Here is a 1,967-nt window from a genome sequence, read left to right as displayed (position 1 = left end):
GAGTCGGACGAGGCGTCGCCGCCTTCCAGTCGGATCTGGTGCACGCGTAGCCCGCGGAAGTCGGCGCCGTGTGGGAAGAAGCGGACGTCCGGGCTGATCCCGCCCGTGGCCACGTCCGCATCGAGGCGTGCCATCCATGCGCCGACGCCGTCCGGGTAGAACTGGTCGTCCCACGCCGAGTACAGCGAGTTCGTCAGGTAGACGCGACGTCCGTCACGGCTGATCTCGACCATCTGCGGCCCGCCGGCGAGTGGCTCGTCCGGGGCGGCCTGATGGGGGGTGCGGCGCATGATCCCACCCAGGCGCACCGACCCGACCTCCCGTGGTGAGAACGGGTCCCGAACGTCGAACTGTTTGAGCTCCCCGGTTCCCCAGCAGGACACGTAAAGCCATCGATCGTCGACGGACAGGTCGATGTCGGTCACCAATGCGGGGACCGCGCCGAACGGACGGATGACCGGTGGAAGGTCAGCCGGGTCCGCGGGTTCGGGCGGGATCRTGATGACCTTCCGCGCGGCCCACCGGTCACCGTCTCGGTACCACAGCCACACTGACGCGGAAAGATCCGTGACGTTCGTGACGACGCCGGCGAAACCGTGGGAGACACGCGGATCGTGGGCCGGGCGCACCTCCAGCTTACCGGCCGTAGAAGATCGTGTAGAGAGGCCGCCAGAGCAGCATCCGGGAGCACACCGCTCGACGCCTCACAAACCTGGGTCGCGGCGCCCTCCCCGGGCCGGCCGCCCTCTCCGGGCCCTGACCCAACGCCGTACGAGCACGGTCTGACCCGGCCTGTCCCGGTGACACACTGTCCGGGTGAGCAACGGGGGCAACACGCACAGCACCGGCTGGGACTTCTTCGTCTCCTACACCCAGACCGACCGGCCCTGGGCCGAATGGATCGCCTGGACGCTGGAAGAAGCCGGCTACCGGGTCCTGATCCAGGCCTGGGACCTCGTACCCGGCTCGAACTGGGTCACCGGCATGGACRAAGGCGTCACCCGCGCGGCACGGACAATCGCCGTGCTCTCCCACGCCTACACCCGCTCGGTCTACGGCGCCGCCGAGTGGCAGGCCGCCTGGTCCACCGACCCCACCGGTGCCACCCGCAAACTCCTCGTCGTCCGCGTCGAGGACTGCCCGCGGCCTGGCCTGCTCGGCCAGGTCGTCTCCCTCGACCTGTTCGGGATCCCCCAGGACACAGCACGAACGGACCTGCTGCACACGGCCGAACTCGCCGTCTCCGGCGCACGGGCGAAACCGGTCACCGCCCCACCGTTTCCCACCAGCACAAACGCAGCACCAGCACCGCCCCCGTTCCCCACACCCACACCCACACCCGAAACGACCGGACAGGCACACACCGGCGTATCCGTCCCACCGGGCGGCATCCAGATCGGAAACGTCACCGCACCCGGCGGACAGGCCATCGGGATCAACCACGGGCAGATCATCCAGCATCGGAACGACTCCAGCCGGTGACCCCCAATGCCAGCGACGCCACCTTGACGATCAGGGTCAGCCGATGGTGAACGCTGCGTCCGTTCCGAACGGCCAAGCCGTCGGGGTGAACTACGGGCAGGTCCTGCAACAGCGGTTCTCCGGCCCCTTCCAACTGCTGCGCCACGCCACGATCAATCTCGCCCCCTGCCCGGGCACCTACGACTGTCCGACCCGGCGGACACCGCCAACCCGGTCGCCAGATTCCGGGGACGCACCGACCTCATCGGCAAGATCGACACCTTCATCAGCCGATGTGTGCAGCAGCGCCGTGGCGGCTACCTGCTGGTGGAGGCAGAGGCGGGGATGGGGAAGTCGGCGTTGGCGGCCTACCTGACGTTCACCCGGGTCTGGCCGGCGCACTTCACCCGCCTCCCCGACGGCCACACCCCCGAAACAGCCCGGCTCAACCTCGCCGCACAGCTCATCGCCCGCTGGAAACTCGAAGACGCCGCCCCCGGCGGGGT

2 protein-coding genes and 1 pseudogene are annotated in these 1,967 nt (G+C 69.0%); 2 read left to right on the top strand and 1 reads right to left on the bottom strand.

All coding sequences use genetic code 11. The features are described from left to right. Window positions 1–635, bottom strand: a pseudogene (locus CC117_RS03430) (selenium-binding protein SBP56-related protein); the annotation flags it as partial. Between the two features lie 181 nt (window positions 636–816). On the opposite strand from CC117_RS03430, the gene CC117_RS03425 reads away from it, so the two are divergent. Both CC117_RS03425 and CC117_RS03420 read left to right on the top strand, forming a co-directional pair. After that, window positions 817–1,482: a toll/interleukin-1 receptor domain-containing protein gene (locus tag CC117_RS03425; RefSeq protein WP_071082318.1), complete on the top strand. Its 666-nt coding sequence runs from the start codon at window positions 817–819 to the stop codon at window positions 1,480–1,482. Window positions 1,483–1,758: 276 nt separating this feature from the next. Next, the coding region (locus tag CC117_RS03420; protein ID WP_198541712.1) for a hypothetical protein at window positions 1,759–1,967 on the top strand (209 nt) is incomplete at its 3' end.

Source organism: Parafrankia colletiae, assembly GCF_001854655.1.
GTDB lineage: Bacteria > Actinomycetota > Actinomycetes > Frankiales > Frankiaceae > Parafrankia > Parafrankia colletiae.
The sequence above is the reverse complement of the archived record's forward strand: the minus strand, read 5'-3'. Positions and strand labels throughout refer to the sequence as shown.